Source organism: Microbacterium sp. CGR2 (genome assembly GCF_003626735.1).
Taxonomy (GTDB): domain Bacteria; phylum Actinomycetota; class Actinomycetes; order Actinomycetales; family Microbacteriaceae; genus Microbacterium.
Window position 1 is genome coordinate 1,308,202 of record NZ_RBHX01000001.1, and the last position, 14,633, is coordinate 1,322,834.

Annotated in this window: 13 protein-coding genes; 9 read left to right on the plus strand and 4 right to left on the minus strand. The window is 69.0% G+C overall.

Going from position 1 to position 14,633, the window contains the following annotated elements; all coding sequences use genetic code 11:
* Positions 1 to 8: 8 nt before the first annotated feature.
* From D7252_RS06635 to D7252_RS06665, 7 genes are all read left to right on the plus strand, one after another.
* On the plus strand, positions 9 to 2,888 hold the full coding sequence (locus D7252_RS06635; RefSeq protein ID WP_147406701.1) for a helix-turn-helix transcriptional regulator: 2,880 nt from the start codon (positions 9 to 11) through the stop codon (positions 2,886 to 2,888).
* A 75-nt stretch (positions 2,889 to 2,963) separates the two neighbouring features.
* Positions 2,964 to 3,167, plus strand: a complete 204-nt coding sequence (locus tag D7252_RS06640; RefSeq protein WP_017831237.1) for a cold-shock protein — start codon at positions 2,964 to 2,966, stop codon at positions 3,165 to 3,167.
* A 182-nt stretch (positions 3,168 to 3,349) separates the two neighbouring features.
* Positions 3,350 to 4,378 (plus strand): iron-siderophore ABC transporter substrate-binding protein, encoded by a 1,029-nt coding sequence (locus D7252_RS06645; RefSeq protein WP_120774656.1) that lies wholly within the window; start codon positions 3,350 to 3,352, stop codon positions 4,376 to 4,378.
* Positions 4,379 to 4,410: 32 nt separating this feature from the next.
* On the plus strand, positions 4,411 to 5,457 hold the full coding sequence (locus D7252_RS06650; protein ID WP_120774657.1) for an iron ABC transporter permease: 1,047 nt from the start codon (positions 4,411 to 4,413) through the stop codon (positions 5,455 to 5,457).
* Positions 5,458 to 5,459: 2 nt separating this feature from the next.
* Positions 5,460 to 6,527, plus strand: coding sequence for an iron chelate uptake ABC transporter family permease subunit (locus tag D7252_RS06655; RefSeq protein WP_120776850.1), 1,068 nt, complete (start codon positions 5,460 to 5,462; stop codon positions 6,525 to 6,527).
* The gene (locus D7252_RS06660; RefSeq protein WP_120774658.1) at positions 6,524 to 7,324 is read left to right on the plus strand and encodes an ABC transporter ATP-binding protein; all 801 of its coding nucleotides are present in this window, start codon (positions 6,524 to 6,526) and stop codon (positions 7,322 to 7,324) included. Before D7252_RS06655 ends, D7252_RS06660 begins: the two co-directional genes overlap by 4 nt.
* The gene (locus D7252_RS06665; protein ID WP_120774659.1) at positions 7,314 to 8,267 is read left to right on the plus strand and encodes a siderophore-interacting protein; all 954 of its coding nucleotides are present in this window, start codon (positions 7,314 to 7,316) and stop codon (positions 8,265 to 8,267) included. The genes D7252_RS06660 and D7252_RS06665 overlap by 11 nt, the downstream gene beginning before the upstream one ends.
* Positions 8,268 to 8,347: 80 nt before the next feature.
* On the opposite strand, the gene D7252_RS06670 is transcribed toward D7252_RS06665, so the two are convergent.
* Positions 8,348 to 9,190 carry an alpha/beta fold hydrolase gene (locus tag D7252_RS06670; RefSeq protein ID WP_120774660.1) on the minus strand — a complete coding sequence of 281 codons (843 nt, stop codon included), beginning with the start codon at positions 9,188 to 9,190 and terminating at the stop codon, positions 8,348 to 8,350.
* A 97-nt stretch (positions 9,191 to 9,287) separates the two neighbouring features.
* Here D7252_RS06670 and D7252_RS06675 point away from each other — a divergent pair, with 97 nt between their 5' ends.
* Together D7252_RS06675 and D7252_RS06680 are read left to right on the plus strand one after the other, a co-directional pair.
* Positions 9,288 to 9,851: a TetR/AcrR family transcriptional regulator gene (locus D7252_RS06675; protein ID WP_120774661.1), complete on the plus strand. Its 564-nt coding sequence runs from the start codon at positions 9,288 to 9,290 to the stop codon at positions 9,849 to 9,851.
* Positions 9,852 to 10,014: 163 nt separating this feature from the next.
* Positions 10,015 to 10,812, plus strand: a complete 798-nt coding sequence (locus D7252_RS06680) for a TspO/MBR family protein (protein ID WP_120774662.1) — start codon at positions 10,015 to 10,017, stop codon at positions 10,810 to 10,812.
* On the opposite strand, the gene D7252_RS06685 is transcribed toward D7252_RS06680, so the two are convergent.
* Genes D7252_RS06685 through kdpC form a run of 3 tightly spaced genes read right to left on the minus strand, consistent with a single transcriptional unit; the run spans position 10,794 to position 14,598 of the window.
* A complete protein-coding gene (locus tag D7252_RS06685; RefSeq protein ID WP_120774663.1) occupies positions 10,794 to 11,465 on the minus strand; it encodes a response regulator in 672 nt (223 codons plus the stop codon). The two genes, D7252_RS06680 and D7252_RS06685, sit on opposite strands and share 19 nt — an antisense overlap.
* Entirely contained in the window at positions 11,462 to 13,999 is a 2,538-nt protein-coding gene (locus tag D7252_RS06690; RefSeq protein ID WP_120774664.1) for an ATP-binding protein, read from the minus strand. Before D7252_RS06690 ends, D7252_RS06685 begins: the two co-directional genes overlap by 4 nt.
* The gene (gene kdpC / locus D7252_RS06695) at positions 13,996 to 14,598 is read right to left on the minus strand and encodes a potassium-transporting ATPase subunit KdpC (RefSeq protein ID WP_120774665.1); all 603 of its coding nucleotides are present in this window, start codon (positions 14,596 to 14,598) and stop codon (positions 13,996 to 13,998) included. Before kdpC ends, D7252_RS06690 begins: the two co-directional genes overlap by 4 nt.
* Positions 14,599 to 14,633: the final 35 nt, after the last annotated feature.

The following is a 14,633-nucleotide window of genomic DNA, read 5'->3' on the forward strand; positions in this document are numbered from 1 at the left end:
ATGTGTCCATGCCCGCATCCGCTTCGAGCACCGTGATGATCGGCCGCGATGCCGAGATCACCGAGCTTCGCCGCCAGTTCGACGACGTTCGCGCCGGCGGGTTCGCGGCGTTGCTCGTCGAGGGCGAAGCAGGCATCGGCAAGTCTCGTCTGCTGCGCGAATTCGGCGGAGAAGTCGCCCGGAACGCCGACGTGCACGTCGGATGGTGCCTCGATCTCGGTGGTTCTCGCACGCCCTACGGCCCGCTCACCGGCATCCTCCGTTCGATCGTGGGGCGCATCGGTGTCGACCGGGTACGCGAATCCGTGGGTGTGGGTGTCGAGGCTCTCGGGATGCTGCTGCCAGAACTCGCGTCCGCGCCCGACGACCGCGAGAGCACCAGCCCGGAACGACTCCGAGACGCCATCGCGTCGCTCATCGAGTCGGCGGCCGAGAGCGCCCCGCAGGTGCTCGTCGTCGAAGACCTGCATTGGGCCGACGAATCGACTCTCGCGATGCTGTCGTTCCTGCTGCGCGCGCTCAGCCGGGGTCGCATCCTTCTCCTGATCACCTGCCGTACCGACGACGTGCGCCGCGGTGACGCGGTGAGCCGCTTCATCGGCGAAGCCACTCGCGCGCGCCTCCTCGACCGCCTCGCGATCACCCGGCTCGATCAAGACGCCGCGCGCGAACTCGCCCGGCAGATCACCGGCCGCCCGATCACGTCCGCCGCCCTGGAACGCATGCAGGAGCGGGCCGAGGGCGTTCCTTTCTTCATCGAAGAGCTGGCGTGCTGCTCCAGCGGCCCCCTCCCCGACAGTCTCCGCGACCTCCTGCTGGCGCGCTTCGACCGGCTCGGCGACGACGCGCGGCACGTCGTGCAGGTCGTCTCCGGAGCAGAGCGGCCGCTTTCGCACTCGTTGGTCGCGGTTCTCGCTGCCTTGCCCGAGCAGCGACTCGACGAGGCCTTGCGCGAGGCGATGCGCAGCGGCATCCTCGTGACCGTCGATGACGACTACCGTTTCCGGCACGCGCTTCTGCGTGAGGCCGTGCATGACGATCTTCTTCCGGGGGAGCGCGCGCGACTGCATCGCGCGTACGCCGAAACGCTGGAGGCGCAGCACGCGACCACCGACGACGGCGACGCCGCCGCCCTCGCGTATCACTGGCAGCTCGCGCAGGACGACCGGCGTGCTCTCATAGCGGCCGCGCACGCGATGCGGCACGCGAAAGCCCGCTACGCCTTCGCGAGTGCAGGGCGTTTCGGGGAGATGGTGCTCGAACTGTGGTCACGGGTACCCGACGCCGCGGATGCCGCAGGTGTGGAGCGCCTCGACCTGCTGCTCCTGCTCGGCTCGATCCTGCGCAACGCCGGCGATGGGGAACGGGCGCTGGCCGTGGCGAACCTCGCGTTCGACGAGATCGATCCGGCAACCGTCGATCCGCGCCGGTACGCGCGTCTCCTGCGCAACAAGGCGCTGTACCTGGTCAACCTCGGTCGTCTTGGTGCCATCCCGCTGCTGCAGCAGGCCCTGGCCGTCGCCGAAGAGCGCATCGACGACGAGGTGTTCCGTGCAGAACTGCTCAACCACCTCGCGAGCCGCGTCGCGATCGCGGGCGATCGCGAGGAGGCGATTCGTCTCGTCGATGAGGCCGAGCGTGCGGCGGCGCACGCGACGAGCACGGATCAGCTGTCGATCGCCGCGAACGTGCGCGGCGGCACGTTGGCGCAGCTGGGTCACGTCGACGCCGGCGTGCGCGAGTACGAACGAGCACGGCAACTCGCCAGCGGCCCGAACGCGGAGTTGCGGTACCGGGTGAACTACTCGGACATGCTCACACTCGTCGGACGGTATCGAGAGGCGGTCGAGGTCGCCGAAGAGGGCCTGCGCCGTGCGCGTGCGTTCCGCGTGGAGCGCACCTCCGGGTCGATCATGGCGCAGAACATGATCGTGCCCTTGCTCGAGCTCGGGGAGGTGGGGCGCGTCGAGGAGATGCTCGCACGCGACTTCATGCAGGGCACTCTGCGTGTCTTCCGGATGTACATGAGCATGACGCGGGTCCGCGTGCTGGCGTGGCGCGGCCGGTCGGCGGAGGCTGAGGAGATGCTGCAGGAGTGGCTGCCCGCGTTCGAGGAGACGGGGGTCTCGGAACGTCAGATCTGGTACGACCGCGTGATGATGACGGTGGCGGCTGCCCAGAGCGCAGGCGACCTCCCTCGGGCGCTCGACGCGATCCTCGAGATGCTGCGGGATGAGCGACCGAGGCTGTTGCATCAGCGGCGGTTGCTGCTCGAGGGCGGGGCGATCATCGCGGAGCTGCGCGCGTCGGGCGTCGATGTGTCGGCAGCATCCGAATCCGTCCGTGCCGCGTGGATCGCCCAACCGGCGCAGCTGCAGAACGACGCGTGGTCCACGATCCTCTTCGCTCTGCTCGACCCGCGTCCCGACGCCGTCGACGCGGCGATCGGCTGCGCCGAGGGCGACGACGTCCCGGTGACGTTCCGGGTCGTCCTTCGGCTGGAGCGCGCACGGACGCTGGTGAACGACGGCGATCGTGCCGCGGCGGCGGTCACGCTCGCCGAAGCCGGAACGCTCGCCGCGTCACTCGAGCACGCGCCGCTGCAGGACGCCGTCGCGCGATTCGCTCGGGATGCCGGGCTCGGCACGTCCCCCGCCTCGACCGAGGCCGACGTGCTGACGGCGCGGGAGCGGCAGGTGCTCGACCTGATCGCCGAGGGGCTGAGCAACCGCCAGATCGGCGAGCGGCTGTTCATCAGCGTGAAGACGGTGAGTGTTCATGTGTCGGCGGTCCTGCGCAAGCTGGGCGTCAGCACGCGCACCGAAGCCGCCCTCGCGCATCAGAATCCGACGCACTCTGCCGCTGGCCAGCCAACCGTGGTACCGTGAGCAAGCGCGCGTATCGGACGTTCCGATTCCGCGTAGGCCGTGCAAACGGCTAAGTAAACAGAAAGTAGAAAACACATGGCCACTGGCACTGTGAAATGGTTCAACGCTGAAAAGGGCTTCGGCTTCATCGCTCCCGATGACGGCTCGGACGACCTTTTCGCCCACTACTCGGCTATCGCCGGCTCCGGTTTCAAGGAGCTCCGCGAGAACCAGAAGGTCGAATTCGACGCTGAGCGTGGCCCCAAGGGCATGCAGGCGGCGAACATCCGCGCTCTCTGAGCGCGCGCTGACTTCCTGAAGCCGGCCGGGTCCTCTTGGACCCGGCCGGCTTTTGCGTACCCCGGGGTATGTGACCACCGGGTACTGAGGCATACCTAACCTTCTGCTAGATTAGGCCAGGCTTACCAAAGCCCGGCGCGCTTCGCGCCGCACCTCCCACCCCGAACTCGAAGGGAACGCCTGTGCGCACCTCCCGTCTCATCGCCCTCGGCGCCGCGGCAGCTCTTGCTGTCGGCCTCGCCGGATGCGCGTCGTCCGCTCCGGAATCCACCGCCTCCGCCGGAGGGAACCCCGCGTCCGACGAAGCGTTCCCCGTCACGGTGGAGCACGTCTACGGCGAGACCACCATCACCGAGAAGCCTGAGCGCGTCGCGACACTGGCGTGGGCCAACCACGAAGTCCCGCTTGCCCTCGGCGTCGTCCCGGTCGGCATGGGCAAGGCGGCGTGGGGTGACGACGACGACAACGGCGTGCTGCCCTGGGTCGAGGAGAAGCTCGAAGAGCTCGACGCCGAGACGCCCGTCCTGTTCGACGAGAGCGACGGCATCGACTACGAGGCCGTGGCCGACACCGAGCCCGACGTGATCCTCGCGGCCTACTCCGGCCTGACGCAGGAGGAGTACGACACTCTCTCCAAGATCGCGCCCGTCGTCGCCTACCCGAAGGTCGCCTGGGGCACCTCGGTCGACGAGATGATCGAGCTCAACTCCGCCGCCCTCGGCCTGGCCGAAGAGGGCGACGCCCTCATCGAGGAGCTGCACGCCGATGCGGATGCCGCCCTCGAAGCCAACAGCGAGCTGCAGGGCAAGAAGGTGCTCTTCGCGTACCTCGACGCCGCAGACCTCAGCCAGGTCGGTTACTACACGGCGATCGACACGCGCCCCGGATACCTCACGAGCATCGGCCTGCCGTTGCCGGCCATCGTCGAGGAGAACGCCGACAGCACCGAGTTCTACCTGACGGTCAGCTCGGAGGAGGCGGACAAGTTCGCCGACGTCGACGTGTTCGTGACCTACGGCGACGAGTCGATCGTGCCGCTGCTGCAGGCCGACCCGCTGCTGTCGAAGATCCCCGCCATCGCCGAGGGTCGCATCGCCATCCTTCCCGATGCCACGCCGATCGCGGCATCCGCGAACCCGTCGCCGCTGTCCATTCCGTGGGGCCTCAGCGACTACCTCGGCATCCTGGCCGCGCCGCTCGCGGCACAGTGAGCCTCGGCTCCACCGGTTCGATCTGAGCACCAGTGACCACTGTCGTCGCCGCCACCACACCCGGCACCGCAGACCTGCGGCGCCCGGTGTGGGCGCGCACCCTCTGGCTGCTGGTCGGGGTGGGGGTGCTGCTCGCGCTCTGCATCCTCTCGATCTGCTTCGGTGTGCGCGCGGTGAGCGTCGACGATGTCTTCGCCGCTCTCGCGGGCCAGGATGACACGCTCGCTCAGGCGGCCATCATCAAGCGCCTGCCCCGGACCGTGCTCGCGCTCCTCGTCGGAGCGGCGTTGGCGCTGTCGGGGGCGACGATGCAGGCCGTCACCCGCAACCCGATCGCCGACCCCGGGATCCTGGGCGTCTCGAACGGAGCCTCGCTCGCCGTCGTCGTCGGTCTCGCCTTCGTCGGCCTCACCGACCCCTACGGCCAGATGGCCCTCGCGATCGTCGGTGCCGCCATCGCGGCCGCCTTCGTCTACACGGTCGGCTCGCTCGGCCGCGGAGGGGCAACGCCTCTCAAGCTCGCCCTCGCGGGTGCCGCCACCTCGGCCGCCTTCGCCTCCCTCATCAGCGCCATCATGCTGCCGCGCGTCGACCTGCTGCAGGCCTTCCAGTCGTGGCAGATCGGTGGTGTCGGCGGAGCGGAGTGGCCGCGGATCGCCCTCACCGCTCCCGTCCTCGCACTCGGCGCCCTCATCTGCTTCGCGAGCTCGCGCGGCATGAACTCCCTCGCCCTCGGCGACGACATGGCCAAGGGGCTGGGCGAGCACGTCTTCCGCACACGTCTGTTCTCGGCCCTCGGCGCCGTGATCCTCGCCGGCGCCGCGACCGCCATCGCCGGTCCGATCGGATTCGTCGGCCTCGTCATCCCCCACGTCTGCCGGATGTTGATCGGCACGGACCACCGCTGGCTGCTGCCCTTCTCGGCCCTCGGTGGCGCCGCGCTGCTGCTGGCGAGCGACATCATCGGACGCGTCATCTCCCCGACGAGCGAAGAGATCCAGGTCGGGATCATCACCGCACTCATCGGAGCACCCTTCTTCATCTGGATCGTCCGCCGTCAGAAGGTGCGTGAGCTGTGAGCATCACCGAACAGACCCTCGCCCCGGCAGGAAAGCCCTCGTCCGCACAGGTGGCGGCGATCATCGCCGGTCGGCGCGCACGGCATCGACGCCATGCCACGGCCACGATCGTGCTCAGCATCCTGCTGCTCGCGCTCTTCGCGACCGCGCTCATGGTCGGCAACACCTTCTACAGCCTGGATGAGGTCGTCCGGGTGATCGTGGGCCAGACGGTTCCGGGCGCCTCGTTCACAGTCGGCGAGCTGCGACTGCCGCGGGCGGTGCTGGCGGTCCTGACCGGTCTGGCGTTCGGCATCGCGGGCGTGAGCTTCCAGACGCTGCTGCGCAACCCGCTCGCGTCTCCCGACATCATCGGCATCTCCAACGGCGCGAGCGCCGCCGCGGTGATCGGGATCGTCGTGCTCTCGCTGAACGGCCCGGCCGTCTCGGTGTTCGCCCTCGGGGGAGCGCTGGTCACCGCCGGCGCCATCTACCTGCTGTCGATCAAGAGCGGATTCGCCGGTACTCGGCTGATCCTCATCGGGATCGGCGTGGCGGCGATGCTCCAGAGCGTCGTCTCCTACGTGCTGTCGCGGGCGGCCGCCTGGGACATCCAGACGGCGATGCAGTGGATCGCCGGCAGTCTGAACAATGCGTCCTGGGAAAGGGTCGCTCCGATGGCGATCGCCGCCGTCGTCATCGTCCCGCTGATGTTCGCCCAGGGGCGAGCGCTCGGCGCGATGCAACTCGGGGACGACTCCGCCTCCGGCCTCGGGGTGCGGGTGAATCGCACCCGGCTGCTCTTCATGCTCGGCGCGGTCGCCCTCCTCGCCTTCGCCACGGCCGCAACCGGACCCATCGCGTTCGTCGCCTTCATGGCCGGACCCATCGCTGCGCGCATCACCGGTCCAGGAGCGAACCTGCTCGCCCCCAGCGCTCTCGTCGGCGCTGTTCTCGTGCTCGGTGCCGACCTGATCGCACAGTTCGCCTTCGGCGCCCGCTACCCGGTGGGTGTCGTGACGGGTGTGCTCGGCGCCCCGTACCTGATCTACCTGCTCATCCGCACCAACCGCTCGGGAGGATCGCTGTGACCGTCTCGCACAGCCTGTCCGCAGAGGGTGTCACCCTCTCTTACGGTGACCGCACGGTCATCGACGGCCTCGACCTCGCGATCGCGCCGGGGAAGATCACCACCATCGTCGGCGCGAACGGATGCGGCAAGTCGACCCTCCTGCGCTCGCTCGCCCGTCTGCTCTCGCCGAGCGAGGGGCAGATCGTGCTGGACGGCAAGTCCGTGCACTCGCGGCACACCAAGGAGGTCGCGCGCATCCTCGGACTGCTGCCGCAGTCGCCGGTGGCACCCGAAGGCATCGCCGTGGCCGACCTGGTGGGGCGAGGACGGCATCCGCATCAGAAGATCCTCGCGCGGTGGAGCGCTCACGACTACGAGGTCGTCGCCGACGCTCTCGCCGCGACGGGCACGACCGAACTCGCCGACCGCAGCGTCGACGAACTCTCCGGCGGGCAGCGTCAGCGCGTGTGGATCGCCATGGCCCTGGCTCAGGAGACCGACATCCTGCTGCTGGACGAGCCGACGACCTTCTTGGACGTCGCCCACCAGATCGAGGTGCTCGATCTGCTCACTGATCTGAGCGTGTCGCGCGGCACCACGATCGTCATGGTCCTGCACGACCTCAACATGGCCGCCCGGTACGCCGACGAGCTGGTCGCCATGAAGGACGGGCGGGTGCACGCCGCCGGTGCTCCACAGGACGTCGTGACCGCCGGCCTCGTCGAAGAGGTCTTCGGCCTCGCGAACCAGATCACCATCGACCCCGTCTCGGGGAAGCCGATGGTCACACCGATCGGAAGGCATCATGTCCGCTGAGGCGACCACCACCGAACGACCGACCTACGTTCTCACGCGAGCGGAGGTGCGCGCTGTCGAGCGCATCTCGCCGTACTTCGTGCGGGTGACGTTCGGTGGTGATGACCTGTTCGAGTTCGGCACACCGGGCGACGTCTTCGACGCTCGGGTCAAGCTCATCTTCCCGCCGGCATCCGGGGTTCTCTGCGAACTCGATCGGTCGGGCGACGACTGGTGGCAGTCGTTCCTCGCCGTGCCGGAGGAGGAGCGGGGCTCCATGCGCACATACTCCGTCCGTCAGCTTCGGGTCACCGAAGCCGGAACCGAGGTCGACATCGACTTCGTCCTGCACCTCGAGCCCGGGCTCACCGGACCCGCGTCACGCTGGGCGAGCACGGCGGCCGTGGGGCAGGAGCTCTACCTCATCGGTCCGCGGCGTGGCGTTCGTGAGCACGGCGGGGCTGAGTACGCTCCGGGAACCGCGGCGTCGGTCGTGCTCGCCGGCGACGAGACGGCGGCTCCGGCCATCGCCCGCATCCTCGAGGACGCTCCCCGCGACCTGCGGGGCGTGGCGTTCATCGAAGTGCCCTCCCCGCCCGACATCCTGCGCATCGACGCTCCGTCGGGCGTCGAGGTGCACTGGCTGCCGCGCGAGGCCGGCGAGCTGCACGGCCGGCAACTGATCCCCGCCGTGCTGGAACACCTCGGGGACGAGGATGCCGCAGAAGAGATCCGTGTGAAGGACATCGAGGGCGAAGCGCTGCTCTGGGAGACGCCGGAGTACTCCGGCCTCGGTGAGGAGATCCCCGCCGCGGATGCCGTCGCCGAACGCTACTTCTGGATCGCGGGAGAGAGCGGTGTCGTGACGACCCTCCGCCGGCACCTCGTGAAGGACCTCGGCATCGACCGCGGGCAGGTCGCCTTCATGGGGTATTGGCGTCGCGGCGTCGCGATGCGCGGCTGAGTCCCAGAGCAGGGTTTGCGGCGCGGGGAGCACGAAGAAGCCCGGCATCCACGACGGATGCCGGGCTTCTTGCGGCAGGGTCACTTCGAGAGGAAGTCCTTCAGCGCGGCGTTGACCTCGTCGGCGTGCGTCCAGAGCAGCCCGTGGGGAGCGCCCTCGACCTCGACGTAGTCGGCATCCGGCACGGCCTGGTGGAAGCGGCGCGCGGTGGCGTCGATCGGCAGGATGTTGTCCTTCGTGCCGTGCAGGATCAGGGTGGGCTTGGCGGCGGCGCGCACAGCCTCGACGTCGCCGCGGAAGTCCTCGATCCAGGCCGGCACGACCGCGTAGGCCGCGACCGGGGCGCTGGTGACGGAGAGGTTCCAGTTGGCCGTGACGACCTCCTGGCTGATGCGGGATCCGAGGTTCTCGTCGAGGTTGTAGAAGTCGTTGTAGAACTGCGTGAACCAGGAGTAGCGGTCGCCCTCGGCGGCTGCGGCGATGCCGTCGAAGACCTCCTGCGGGACACCCTCGGGGTTGTCGTCGCGCTGCACGAGGAAGGGCTCGAGTGAGGCGAGGAAGGCGAGCTTGGCGACGCGGTCGTGGCCGTAGCGGGCGACGTAGCGGGCGAGTTCGCCGGTGCCCATCGAGAAGCCAACGAGGACGACGTCGCGCAGGTCGAGGGTCTCCAGCACCGTGTTGAGGTCGGCGGCGAAGGTGTCGTAGTCGTAGCCGACGTTCACCTTCGAGGACTGGCCGAAGCCGCGGCGGTCGTAGGTGATGACGCGGTATCCCTGGTCGAGCAGCTCGCGGGTCTGACGCTCCCAGCTGTGTCCGTTCAGCGGGTAGCCGTGGATCAGGACGACCGGCTGGCCCGAGCCCTGGTCTTCGTAGTAGAGCTCGATGGCGGTGCTGTTCTCTTGTCCGACAGTGATGTAGCCCATGATCCTGATCCTTTTCGCTAGGGGTGAGAACGTTCGTTCTCGCTTGATGTTCACAACAGTAGAGAACGTCCGTTCTCATGTCAAGTAAACTCTTGGTATGACCGAAGAAGAGGCACGCGAACGCATCCTCGCCGCGGCGGAGGATCTCTACTACCGCAAGGGATACGCGGCTGTCGGCATCGACGAGCTCCGTCAAGCCGCCGGCGTGTCGCTGCGGCGTCTGTACGGGATCTTTCCCGCGAAAGACGACATCATCGTCGCGGTGCTCGCTCGAAAGCACCGCCTCTGGGAGGACTCGCTCTCGACGGCGGTGACGGATGCCGGAGACGACCCGCGCACGCGCCTTCTGGCTGTCTACGACTACCTGCAGGCGTGGTTCTGCACCGACGACTTCCGCGGCTGCGCCTTCATCAACGCGTTCGGCGAGCTGGGCGGCACCCATCCCGAGGTCGCGTCGATCGTTCGCACACACAAGGCGTCGTTCCAGGAATACATGGCCGGACTCGTCGCGAGCACCGGGGCCTCTCCGCTGCTGGCGGCGCAGTTGTCGATCCTGGCGGAGGGAGCGCAGAGCACCGCCGCGATCTCCGCGGACCCTGAGGTCGCCGTGCAGGCACGCCGCGCCGCCGAGGTGCTGATCGACGCGGCGATCTCCCGCTGACGGTCGCGAGCCTTACTCGGTCTCGCGCACGATGAGCCCGGTGTCGAGGAGGTCAGGCGTTGAGCGGTTGTTACGCAACCAAAGTGTCTTACTTGGTTAGCGAAATGATCGCTGCGTGTCAAGGCCGGTGCGCGGGACGGCTGAGCCTCGTACCGTACTGAACATGGAATCCCGGACGCAGGATATCGCCCGCCAGGGCCTGATCATCGCCTCGGCGACCTTCATGCTGATCGCCGCCGCCATCGGATCCGGTGCTTTCGGGGGCACGTCGGTGAGTGAACTGCAGGATGGCGCTCTCTCCGCGCAGGGCTCTTATCTGGCGCCCGCCGGACCCGCGTTCTCCATCTGGTCCCTGATCTACCTCGGATTGATCGCGTACACGGTCTGGCAGGCGCTGCCCGCGCAACGTGCGGATGAGCGTCAGCGCGCCGCCGGCGGATGGATCGCCGCATCCATGGTGCTCAACGGCCTCTGGCTGGTGACGGCGCAGTTCTGGTCGCTCATCGCCACCGTCATCGTGATCGCCCTGCTGCTCGGCGTTCTGGCGCGGGTGATCGTGGTGCTCGGGCGCTTCCCCGCGCGGAACCTCGCCGACCGCATTCTCACCGACGGCGCCAACGGGCTCCACTTCGGCTGGGTCACGATCGCGACCGTGGCGAACACCAGCGCCTGGCTCACGCAGATCGCGCCCGCCAGCTGGGCCGACCAGGCCGAGGTGTGGGCGATGGCCGTGCTGGTCGTCGTGCTCGTGATCGGTGTCGCCAGTGCCTGGTTCACCGGCCGCATCGCACCGGCGCTTGCGACAGCATGGGGCCTGGCATGGCTTGCCGTCGGCCGACTGACCGGAGAGCCCGAGAGCACCACCACGGCGATCGTGGCGATCATCGTCGCCGTCGTACTCGTCGCCGCCGGGGTCGTCGGGGCGCTGCGCCGCCGTAGGGCTCACACGACGAGTCGGTAGCCCATCCCGGCTTCGGTGAGCAGATGCTCGGGCGCGCCCGGCTCCCGCTCGAGCTTCTTGCGCAGCTGCGACATGTACAACCGCAGGTAACCGGAGTCCGAGACCTGCTCGCTGCCCCAGATCTCCCTCAGCAGATCCTGCCGAGTCGCGAGCGACCCCGGATGCCGCGACAGGTGCTCCAGCATCCGCCATTCGGTGGGGGTCAGATGCACTCGGGACCCGGCCCTGGTGACGGTCTTGGTCGCGAGGTCGACGACGACGTCGCCGAAAGCCACCGTCGATTCGCCGCCCGTCGGCAGAGATCGACGCGAGAGGGCCCGCAGCCGCGCCAGCAGCTCATCCACCTGGAACGGCTTGGTGACGAAGTCGTCGGCCCCCGCGTCGAGTGCATCCACCTTGTCGGCGGAGCCCGTGCGCCCGGACACCACGATGATCGGAACGCTCGTCCATCCACGCAGCGCCTGGATCACCTCGATGCCGTCGAGCCGCGGCATACCCAGGTCGAGCATGATGATGTCGGGGTGGCTCTGCGCAGCCACGGCGATCGCGGCGGCGCCGTCGGCCGCGACCACGATCTCGTAGCCGTGTGCGCCCAGGGTGATGCGCAGCGCTCGGACCATCTGCGGGTCGTCATCGGCGATCAGGAGCTTCATGCCGTCTCCTCGGACTCGGCAGATTCCGCGGCGAGGGGCAGCGAGATGACCATCGTGAGACCCCCACCAGGAGTGTCCTCGGGTGTCAAAGTACCGCCCATGCCTTCGGTGAAACCGCGGGACAGGGCGAGGCCGAGACCGAGGCCGGTGGTGTTGTCGGTGTCGCCGAACCGTTGGAACGGTTCGAAGATGCTGTCGCGCCGCTCCGGGGCGATACCCGCACCGCGGTCGATGATGCGGATTTCGGCGCGGTCGCCGAGCGCGCTGGTGGAGACGATGACCCTGTTGCCGGCGGGCGCGTGACGGTGGGCATTGGCGAGCACGTTGACGAGCACGCGCTCCAGCAGCACAGGATCGGCCAGCAGTGGGGGCAGGTCGGCATCGAGGGCGAGCTCGACGTCGGCGGGCCCGAGGCCCAGTTCATCAACGGCCGCCAAGACGGGGCCGGCGGCATCGATCCGTGAGGCGGAGACGCCGAGCACTCCCGCCTGCACACGGCTCACATCCAGCAGGTCGGTGACGAGCGCCGAGAGCTTCGCGAGACTCTCGTCCGCGGTCTCCAGCAGCTCGGCGCGGTCTGAGGCGGACAGCTCCTGCGCGCCGCGAAGCCCTCCGATCGCGGCGACGGCCGACGCGAGAGGGCGGCGAAGATCGTGACTGACGGCGGAGAGCAGGGCGCTGCGCATCTGGTCGGTCTCGGCGAGAGCTTCGGCCTCGCGGGCGGTGGCGCGGAGGTCGGTGTGTTCGATGGCGGCTGACAGCTGCGCCACGATCGCGTCGAGCAGGCGGCGTTCCGGGCCGGCCAGGGGAGCGCCGTGCAACTCCAACGTCGCGCGCGCGACGCCATCCGCACCGACACCGACGGGTACGGTGCTGGCGCGCCCGTCGGCCACCGGTTCACCGTCACGGGCGATGACCTCTCCGTCGGGTGCGAGCAGGCGCACGCCGCTCAGTCCGAATGCCTCCCGGGTACGGCTGACCAGGGCGAGCACGGCGTTGTCGCCGCGGAGCACATTGCCGGCGACCGCGGCGAGGAGTTCGGCCTCCGCGGCCGCGCGCTGAGCGGTGCGAGCTCGCCGTGCGGCCTGGTCGACGATGATGCTCACGAGGATCGCGATCAGGACGTAGAGCGCGAGGGCGAGCACGTGCAGCGGATGGGCGACGGTGATGGTGAAGAGCGGCGCGACGAAGAGGAAGTCCAGCGTGACGCCGGAGAGAACCGCGGCGAACACGGCAGGGCGCACGCCGCCGATCAGAGCGACCACCACCACGAGCAGCTGATAGGCGAGCACTTCGGCCGTGATCGATTCGGGGCTGCGGTAGGTGAACATCACCCACGAAAGGATGGGGCCGATCAGGAGGGCGACGCCGAAGCCGAGCAGCTGCCGTCGCCAGCCCAGCGCGCCGCCGGTGACCCGAGGGAGGGCGAGGCGCCCGCCGGCGGCCGCGTGCGTGACGATGTGCACGTCGATGTCGCCGGAGCGCCGGATCACCTCGGCGCCGATCCCCGGCCCTGTCACTGCGGCGGTCAGTCGGCCGCGCCTGCTGACCCCGATGACCAGCTGGGTGGCGTCGGCTCCCTGGGCGAATTCGACGAGGGTGCCGGGGATGTCGTCGCCGACGACCTGGTGGTAGCTGCCGCCGAGGGACTCCACAAGTGCCCGCTGCGCGGCGAGAGTGCCCGGCGTCTCATCGCGCAGCCCGTCCTGTGCGGAGACGTGCACGGCGAGCAGCTCTCCTCCGGCGGAGCGCGCCGCGATGCGGGCGCCTCGTCGCAGGAGCGTCTCACCCTCCGGTCCTCCGGTGAGCGCGACGACGACCCGCTCGCGAGCCTGCCAGGCGCTTTCGATGCCCTGCGCCGCGCGATACGTGCGCAGGGCGCTGTCGACCTCGTCGGCGAGCCAGAGAAGCGCGAGTTCTCGGAGCGCAGTGAGGTTGCCGAGGCGGAAGTAGTTCGACAGAGCCGCGTCGATACGCTCCGCCGGATACACCTGGCCGGCGGCGAGTCGATCGCGCAGCGACTGCGGGGCGAGGTCGACGACCTCGATCTCGTCGGCGGCACGGACCACGGCATCCGGGATGGTCTCCTGCTGGGCGATGCCGGTGATCTTCTCCACGACCGCGTTCAAAGACTCGACGTGCTGCACGTTGACGGTGGTGATGACGTCGATGCCCGCCGCGAGCAGCTGCTCGACGTCCTGCCACCGCTTCCGATGCTCGGACCCGGGACTGTTCGTGTGGGCGAGCTCGTCGACCAAAGCGATCTCGGGGGAACGGGCGAGGACGGCGCCGAGGTCGAGTTCGGTCAGGGGCACGCCGCGGTGATCGTCCACGCGGCGAGGGATCACCGGCAAGCCGACGGTCTGCGCCTGAGTCGCCGCCCGACCGTGGGTCTCGACGATCGCGATGACGACGTCGTGCCCTTCCTCCTGCAACCGACGGCCTTCGCCGAGCATCTCGAAGGTCTTGCCGACGCCGGGGGCGGCGCCCAGCAGAACGCGAAGACGGCCGCGGTGTGACCGCTCTGCGCTCATTCACTCTCCCGGTCGTCCAGCGCGAGGTTGAGTTCGGCGACGTTGATGCGTTGCTCGCCGAGGAATCCCAGATCCCGCCCTTGAATCCTAGACTCCACGAGGGTGCGCACCTCCTCCGTGCTCAGGCCTCTGGCCTCGGCGACGCGTGTGACCTGGAGCAGCGCGTACGCGACGCTGATGTGAGGATCGAGGCCGGAAGCGGACGCGGTGACGGCGTCGGCGGGGACTCCGTCGACGGAGACCCCCTCGCGCTCCGCGATCGCCGACCGGCGCTCCTCGATGGCCGCGACGAGGTCGGGGTTCTCCGGCCCGAGGTTGCTGCCACCGGACGCCGTGCCGTCGTAGCCGTCGCCGGCTGCCGACGGACGCGACTGGAAGTACTCGGGCAGCGCGTCGCCCTCGGCATCCTGGAACGACTGCCCGATGAGCGCGCTTCCCCGGTCGCCGTCCAGCGGGGAGCCGTTCGCCTGCCACGGCAACGCGAGCTGACCGATCCCGGTGACCAGCAGCGTGTACCCGACGCCGAGCACGAGGGTGAGGACGAGTATCGCGCGGACGGCGACGCCGGCGGTGCGGACAGTGCTGCGAGTGGATGACATGGAGTGCCTTCTTTGCGGGTCGGAAGCCGGGTCGG

What these genes read in the sequence shown, in the direction of transcription:
- D7252_RS06685 (WP_120774663.1), bottom strand. Translation starts at nt 11,465, where the DNA reads ATGAAGCTCCTGATCGCCGATGACGACCCGCAGATGGTCCGAGCGCTG.
- D7252_RS06635 (WP_147406701.1), top strand. Translation starts at nt 9, where the DNA reads ATGCCCGCATCCGCTTCGAGCACCGTGATGATCGGCCGCGATGCCGAG.
- D7252_RS06670 (WP_120774660.1), bottom strand. Translation starts at nt 9,190, where the DNA reads ATGGGCTACATCACTGTCGGACAAGAGAACAGCACCGCCATCGAGCTC.
- D7252_RS06680 (WP_120774662.1), top strand. Translation starts at nt 10,015, where the DNA reads ATGGAATCCCGGACGCAGGATATCGCCCGCCAGGGCCTGATCATCGCC.
- kdpC (WP_120774665.1), bottom strand. Translation starts at nt 14,598, where the DNA reads ATGTCATCCACTCGCAGCACTGTCCGCACCGCCGGCGTCGCCGTCCGC.
- D7252_RS06665 (WP_120774659.1), top strand. Translation starts at nt 7,314, where the DNA reads ATGTCCGCTGAGGCGACCACCACCGAACGACCGACCTACGTTCTCACG.
- D7252_RS06640 (WP_017831237.1), top strand. Translation starts at nt 2,964, where the DNA reads ATGGCCACTGGCACTGTGAAATGGTTCAACGCTGAAAAGGGCTTCGGC.
- D7252_RS06675 (WP_120774661.1), top strand. Translation starts at nt 9,288, where the DNA reads ATGACCGAAGAAGAGGCACGCGAACGCATCCTCGCCGCGGCGGAGGAT.
- D7252_RS06690 (WP_120774664.1), bottom strand. Translation starts at nt 13,999, where the DNA reads ATGAGCGCAGAGCGGTCACACCGCGGCCGTCTTCGCGTTCTGCTGGGC.